General features: G+C 46.5%; 5 protein-coding genes. 4 read left to right on the top strand and 1 reads right to left on the bottom strand.

The window, feature by feature from the left end; translation table 11 throughout:
- The first annotated feature begins 689 nt into the window (after nucleotides 1–689).
- The gene (locus tag NWQ57_RS21380) at nucleotides 690–1,607 is read left to right on the top strand and encodes a LysR substrate-binding domain-containing protein (protein WP_306024219.1); all 918 of its coding nucleotides are present in this window, start codon (nucleotides 690–692) and stop codon (nucleotides 1,605–1,607) included.
- 28 nt (nucleotides 1,608–1,635) lie between these two features.
- Here NWQ57_RS21380 and NWQ57_RS21375 read toward each other — a convergent pair whose 3' ends face one another.
- Nucleotides 1,636–2,580 (bottom strand): AraC family transcriptional regulator, encoded by a 945-nt coding sequence (locus tag NWQ57_RS21375; protein ID WP_306024218.1) that lies wholly within the window; start codon nucleotides 2,578–2,580, stop codon nucleotides 1,636–1,638.
- Nucleotides 2,581–2,769: 189 nt separating this feature from the next.
- Between NWQ57_RS21375 and NWQ57_RS21370 the strand changes: the two genes are divergently transcribed.
- The 3 genes from NWQ57_RS21370 (at nucleotide 2,770) to NWQ57_RS21360 (ending at nucleotide 6,687) form a co-directional block, all read left to right on the top strand.
- Complete coding sequence (locus NWQ57_RS21370; protein WP_306024217.1) at nucleotides 2,770–3,993, top strand: NAD(P)/FAD-dependent oxidoreductase; 1,224 nt, start codon at nucleotides 2,770–2,772, stop codon at nucleotides 3,991–3,993.
- Nucleotides 3,994–4,073: 80 nt separating this feature from the next.
- Entirely contained in the window at nucleotides 4,074–5,363 is a 1,290-nt protein-coding gene (locus NWQ57_RS21365) for a DUF6379 domain-containing protein (protein ID WP_306024216.1), read from the top strand.
- A gap of 124 nt (nucleotides 5,364–5,487) precedes the next feature.
- Nucleotides 5,488–6,687: an MFS transporter gene (locus NWQ57_RS21360; RefSeq protein ID WP_306024215.1), complete on the top strand. Its 1,200-nt coding sequence runs from the start codon at nucleotides 5,488–5,490 to the stop codon at nucleotides 6,685–6,687.
- Nucleotides 6,688–7,183 lie beyond the last annotated feature (496 nt).

Below are 7,183 nucleotides of genomic sequence, written 5' to 3'. Positions count from 1 at the left end.
AAACTTTCCAAAACCGCCGCTGGGAGCGTTGTAGGATGGTCGTCGAAAACTCTGGCCGTTTAGCCCAAATCGAAATAGAAGGGGGCGATAAACAAGAGCACATGAGCATTATGCGCGACAGTATGATGGCTTTGGCTCAGCCTATTTAATTTCTATCTGGCATTTGGTGTGTGGTTACTGCACACCAAACACAAAGTGGTTAATAAATGGGAATACAATTGATACATTGAATACCAACAGTACAGTTGAGATTATCACTAGTGGCTTTTCATCACTGATTTAGATCTAAATTAACACCCAGCGCAAGGCATTGAAAATCTTCAAATTAGCCTTAGAAATACAAAATTGAATGAAAGCATATTGGGCTCCTGCACCGGAAAACGAGCTCATACATCGCCGTTAGGAGAGAGTATGGGAGTCAATACGGCGATCTTTTAATCGTACTTCAGTGGACTATTGGGACGCCCGATAGTGGTAATATTACCTTGTTTTTTTAAGATAGTTAGTTGACAAACCGACGTGGCAGTTGGAGTTCATAACGAAAATTTTGATATTGATAAAATTGAATGATGTAATGCATTTAAGTGATTTTAAAGATGACTTTAAATTAATTACCTGCATTTAATATCGGCTTGGCTAATGTTTCGGTGGTTTTTATCGTTTGAGCTAACTTATCATCAGGGGGCAGTGTGCGTTTCGAACAACTTGATTTAAACTTGCTGGTTGCATTGGACATACTAATGGAAGAGCAAAATATCACTCGTGCATCCGAAAAGTTAAACCTTTCTCAGTCGGCAACCAGTAGCATTTTATCCCGCCTGCGCGCTTATTTTGATGATGATATTTTAGTGCAAGTGGGGCGAAAAATGCAGCCCACGCCTTACGCTGTTGAATTGCAGCAACCCGTCAGGGACGTGCTATCAACCATTCGTTCAACCATTGTCAGTAAACGCATGGAAGACCCAAGCCAAAGTACCCGTCATTTCCGTATCATTGGTTCAGATTACATCATACAAACCCTGATGCTGGATGTGCTAAGTGAGATTTCAGCTATTGCGCCCAACATCACTTTTGAATTTTTGACGCCTTTTAGTCATGGTGCTGAATTATTGGCGAAGGGCAATGCAGATTTATTGGTGGTGCCAGAGCAAGTAGTGACAGAGGGATTTTCTTCAGCAATTTTAGCCGATGATGAATTTGTCTGTGCCTGTGCGCAGGATAACCCCTTATTTGACGACAGTATCTCCGCCGAACAATTGACCACCACCGGTTTTGTGACAGTGGGCTTTGACCGTCATAGCAAATTTAATATGGGAAATTGGCTAAACGAAGAAGTACGCGATAACCGCAAAGTGGAAGTGATTGTGAACGATTTTAATACCCTCAGTCGCGCTCTTATTGGTACCCAACGTGTGGGTTTGATACCGCATAAATTAGCCATACAGCATGCTCAGCATATGCCCATTAAGCTACTTAAGCTTCCATTCTCCTTTCCTAAATTACGTGAGCACTTAGTCTGGCATCCCACCTTAGAGCGTGACCCTATTCACCGCTGGCTGCGGGAAAAAATGTTAGCTAAAAATCAACTTGAGGCCCCCAAGGCCTAGCCTCAACAATAATGAGCCGTCCAGCGGATCAGTGACCGTTAGCCTGGCGGTAGGCTTTCGGTGATCGTCCGGTGGCCTTTTGAAACAGACTGCGAAACACCCGGTCAGATTGAAAACCCGAGCGGGTTGCCACTTCTACAATCGAATCTTTACCGCTAAGCAGCAAGTCCTTTGCCAGATTGATGCGCAGGTCTTTTAAATATTCAATCGGCGATTTACCAACCTCCTGTGCAAACTTTGCCGCAAATGAACTTCTCGACATACCTGCCGTCCTGGCCAGTGATTCCACCGTCCACTGCTGTTGTGGACTGGCATGCATGCCTCTTAAGGCTTTACTCAGCTGCGGGTGCGCCAGGCCCTTTAAGGCCCCCACATGCACGTGGGTAGTATTAAGAATATAGGCGCGTAAGGTGCCAATAATGATCGACTCAGCCAGTTGGGTAGCCAGGGCAAAATAGCCAGCCTGACTGTCGTTGGACAGAAACTCTACCGCGGGTTGCAGCAGATTAAACAAGGTATTGTCATCACGACTCAGATAAATGAACCTGGGTAAATTATTAGCGACCAGAAACTGGTTATGATCATGCAGTGAAAACGCAATTCCCAGCAAAATCGACACGGGCCCGGCATCACCTATTTGCACCTTCATTGCTGAACTATGGTGATGATTAATATCAAATTTTTCGCTTTCCAATCCCTCCCAGCGCAAATTATTAATCGGCGTATACTGGCTTGCTTCACGGGAGCCCATGCGACATTCGCCGCCCATCGGCGCCAATATTGAGTCCCCTACGTTTAACGCAAATGTGTGCTTGTCTGCGTTGATGATCAGGTCTTCTCCGCTTACCAGCGTGAGTAAATAGCTCGGCGTAAAATCTTTGACCATCACCCCGCAAGGCGCATGCAATGACCACTTGGAGATACTGGTTGAGCGAATTTTTAAGGCTTTGAGAAAGTGACTCAGCACATCCATCGTGAGGCTCCAGATAAAAAATTATGCAATGCGAGTGGTGAATTGCTCGCAACAATAGCAGATTTATCACCCTTTGCACCAACAATCTGGACGAATTTTCCGATAAATTAGACAAAACATACTTTTAATCCTGTAACGAACATTTAACATTAACGCTACATTTTAATGGTTATAAAGGAGTCAGATAAAATGCAGTGGAGAAAGGGCAAACGAGTTGCCATTGTTGGCGGCGGTCCAGGTGGTATTTCAACCGCTTTAGCATTTTTGAAAAAGGGCTTTGATGTCAAAGTATTTGAACGTCAGGCCGAACCCAAAGCGCTGGGCGGCGCGGTGCTGCTTAGCGTACCGGTACTTGCGGTGCTGCAGGACTACGGTATCAGCCTGGACAATTTTGGCTCGCACACCACAGTTGCGTTCAAAAACAATAAGGGCAAAATGCGCGCCGATCTGCCATTTAATCCGATTGTTGAGAAAGCGTTTAATATCAAGGGCTGGCACTACGGTGTATTACGTTCAAGCGCCTTCGCCAAAATGCTGGCGTTGGTGCCAGAGGACATCATCCAATCCAACCACAGTTTTTCACATTATGAAGAAAACGCGAACAGTGTTGTTGTGCATTTTAGCGGCGGTGAATCAGTCGAAGCAGACATTCTGGTGGGGGCCGATGGAATCAACTCCAAGGTTTCCACCCAAGCCTTTGGCGATCCCGGACTATTTCACATTGGTTTACGCATCTGGCTGGCCTGGTGCGATCCGATTGACGGTATTGAGCCTAACACCGGGGTGATTTCCCATTCGCACAAATATCAGGCGAGTTATTTCCCCATGTTGCACGACGGTAAGCCCGGCTATGAATGGTGGATTGTTGAGCCGCAGAAAGAGCATGCGCCCAAGCCTGCTGATGTTAAAAAGCACGTGCAGAATATCCTCAAAGATTTTGCTGATCCGCTGCCCAGATTCCCCGATGCCACCGACTTTGACAGCCAGATTTTCTGCTGGGATGTGTATAACCGGCCATCACTGTCGAGCTGGAGCAAAGGCCGCGTAGTGTGTGTGGGCGATGCCGTGCATCCGGTATCACCTTATGCGGCATACGGGATGGGTATGGCCATTGAAGACGGTTATTTTCTGGCGAAATTCCTCGAAGGCAAAGATCTGAGTGCAGTGACTGAGATTAACAACGGCTTTACACGCTATGAACAAGAGCGCGTTAAATACGTTAACCACAATGTCGAATTTGCCCGCAAAATGGGAAATATTTTTCATCATCAACCTTATCCGCTTGCCAAGATACGAGATTTTATTTACGACCATACCCCCATCTTAAATTACATGATCAAAAAAGATTACTTGAGTGAACAAGAAGCCATGTGCATGTCGATGAGTGAACTCCATGTTAAACAAGCAGGCTGAGGCAGTTAATTTCCAGTGAGTTTACAACAGGTGGCTTATGCGATTTAAGCCCTGTTTTGTCAGTTAAAAAGGACCAAAATTTGTTAAATTTAAATGTAATTCAAAATAAAGGCTGTAAAAACGTTAGCCTACCCAATGGCTCGCACGGTTTTCAGTTTGAAGTCAGAAACCCAAATTACCGTGGAGTACAGGCCAGTCTGATCGAAGGTATTCAGGTTCTGTTAGCCGGCAGAAGCTATGCCGCCGATGAAGCATTATGGACCTTGCAGGGCAAAACTCATTCCTTGTCAGAACTAATGGTCAGCGAAGACGCACGTTGGGGACTGGATGAAGTTGCCACCATCACTGTGCCAGTTGAGCGCCCCCTGCCAGCAGGCGTTTATCCGATTCAAATCACCGTGATCATCCGTCGCCCGTACATTCCTGTGCCTTATGCCTCATCACCCTTTAAGGCTGAAGCCAAACTGGTGGTGCTTGAGCAGGGCAAACTGCAGCAAAAACTGAGTGTATCAACCTATTCTTACACCAATGACATTTATACCCTGATGTCGCTGGAAGACATCATGGCGGAAATAGCCGACATGGGCGCCCAAGGCATAGAAATGCTCAGTGAAGGTAATATTCACGGCTACCCGACCCCCAGCCATAGCTGGACTGACAATTGGTTTACCTTGCTCGACAAATATCAGCTCACCCCAACTAATCTTGGCAGTTGGGTTGATACGGACATGTGGCAACACCGCTGCCTGAGCGAAGATGAAGCCTCTGCACAAATTCAGAAAGATTTAAAACTGGCCAAGAAATTAGGCTTCAGTTCACTGCGCCCTAAATTTGGCGTCATCAGTCTGGATTTGATCCCGCATCCGGTGTGGCGCAAAGCCATTCTCAACTCGCTGGATTTAGCTGAAAAACTCAACGTGGTGATTTGTCCGGAAATTCATAGCCCGACGCCGATTCAGCACCCGGTCACGCAAGCTTACATCGACCTGATTGAAGAAACCAAAACCGAGCATTTCAAACTGATCATTGATACCGGTATTTTCCAGACCGAGCCAGTGGATATGAACTTTGATGGCTTTGAATTAAAAGAAGGCGAAATGCGACCGCCGTTCCTCGAGCCCTTAGCGGTGCCGGTGGCCGACCTGAAAGCCATTCTGCCTCATGTGCACTTTATTCAGAGCAAGTTCTTTGAAATTGATGACAACCTGAATGATTTGCATGTGCCCTGGCAGTCAATTTTGTCAACCCTTAACGAAGGGGGCTGGAAAGGCTGGCTGTCAACGGAATATGAAGGCATTCGTCGCCCTTACCAGAATGCCAATCAGGTCAGACGCCAACACGCGCTGTTTTCAAAATTAGCCAATAAATAACTGGCGCTGAAGCAGCACAACCAACAGCAGCGTCAGGCGCGCTGCTGAGCTGATGCCGCTTTGCGATTAACTCGTTCATCACAATCGACCTGAGGGTGATGAGCAATTTTTATAGGAATACTCCATGCAAGCAAACCAAAGAAGTAATACACCGCAAGGCATTGTTTTGCTTTTTGTCCCGGTATTTATCATGTTAGGTGCCGTGCTCATCGCGCCAATAATGGGCATGATGTTTCAACATTTCTCTACTACGCCCTATTTTCAGGTCTTAGTGCCTTTGTTACTCACCGCGCCGGCCTTGTGTCTGGCAATTTTCTCGCCGATTGCCGGTGGCATCTGCAACCGTATCGGGGCGAAAAAATTACTGGTGTTTTCCTTAGGTCTCTATGGCTTTATGGGTGTTGCTCCGGTTTTTCTTGAGTCACTTTACGCAATACTGGCTTCGAGGATCATTATGGGTATCGCCGAAGCTGGCATTATTACTGCTGGCATGGTGTTGATCTCGTTATATTTCACTGGTGATAGACGTCAGAAGTGGATTTCCTATCAGAATATTGCGCTGCCGCTGATCGGTGCCTTGCTACTCTACGTGGTTGGTATTGTCAGTGCGATCAAATGGCAATATACCTTTGGTTTGTACGGCCTGAGCTTTTTAGTCTTTATCGCCGCCGCTCTGTTCCTGTACGAACCCGCCCAACAAACCCAAGCCATTGCCAACAACCCCCCGGCCGAGAAGAAATCCAAAATATCACTGCAAGTCATTGGTTTAATTTGTTTAATTGCGATCCCAGGCTCCATTGGCTTTTATGCGGTCCCAATCAAATTAGCCTTCCTGCTCGAGGCAATTGGTTACCCTTCACCGGCAGTGGTCGGCGAGGTCTTATCGTATGGCCTGATTATCGGCGCACCGTCAGGAGCAATACTGGCACGCTTTATTAAACATTGGCGCTTCGGCACCACCCTGGCACTGGCCATGACCATTATGGGCGCAGGGCTAGTTACCGCCGCCCTTGCCAGCGACAAAACCACAGTGATTATTGGTGTGGTGATACAGCAAGCAGGTGGTGGTTTGATGTTAACCGCGGCACTGACCTTTGTGCTATTTATCGCGCCCAAAGGCCAAACCGGCACCTATTCAGGCTTGTGGTGGTTTGTATATACCCTCGCCAATTTTGCCACGCCACTGGTGTTATCAGGCATTGACGTATTCACGCCTTCCAGCAATGTCACCATGATTGCCGTCGGCGCATTCTCCATCGGCATGGCATTCTGGCTGATGCGCCCCCCGGCGCTGAAAGCACAAATGTCATCTGAATCGGTTTAATCCAATTAACTATGCCAGCTAAACACCCGGAGCCAGGAATATGTTGAATATAAATTAAGCCAGTACATCCCTGACCAAGTAAGGCAATGCGTCGTCAGACGGCTTTATCAACCAGGCAACACCAGTTTGCTGTCTGCTGATCGAGCCGAATAAGCGCGTGCCTTATATGTTTCAGATTTATAGATAGCTCCGCTTTAATGTATCAATTCTATAAATATCAGCTATCAAAACATTCAATTTTAACAACTCATTAATAGTTATTAACCTTGTTGTTAACCAGATGTTGCGTTGTTGCAAAGTTTTTAGATCAACAACACTCACAATAAAAACGTTTAACAGGACACATGAGAGAGTATCGAATGAAAAAAGTATCTAGTTTCCGCCCGAACAAGTTATCTGCCTTAGTCAGTGCTGCACTGCTACTGTCACCTTTGGCTGTTATTGCACAAAGTGCTGATAGCGACGAAGCTGCGGCTAAAGCAGAGTCGAAAGGCCT

The organism is Paraglaciecola sp. (genome assembly GCF_030730205.1).
GTDB lineage: Bacteria > Pseudomonadota > Gammaproteobacteria > Enterobacterales > Alteromonadaceae > Paraglaciecola.
This window is presented reverse-complemented; position numbering and strand designations above follow the sequence as displayed.

Excerpts from the sequence above, each read along its gene's own strand:
- NWQ57_RS21375 (WP_306024218.1), bottom strand. The coding sequence starts at position 2,580 with ATGGATGTGCTGAGTCACTTTCTCAAAGCCTTAAAAATTCGCTCAACC.
- NWQ57_RS21370 (WP_306024217.1), top strand. The coding sequence starts at position 2,770 with ATGCAGTGGAGAAAGGGCAAACGAGTTGCCATTGTTGGCGGCGGTCCA.
- NWQ57_RS21360 (WP_306024215.1), top strand. The coding sequence starts at position 5,488 with ATGCAAGCAAACCAAAGAAGTAATACACCGCAAGGCATTGTTTTGCTT.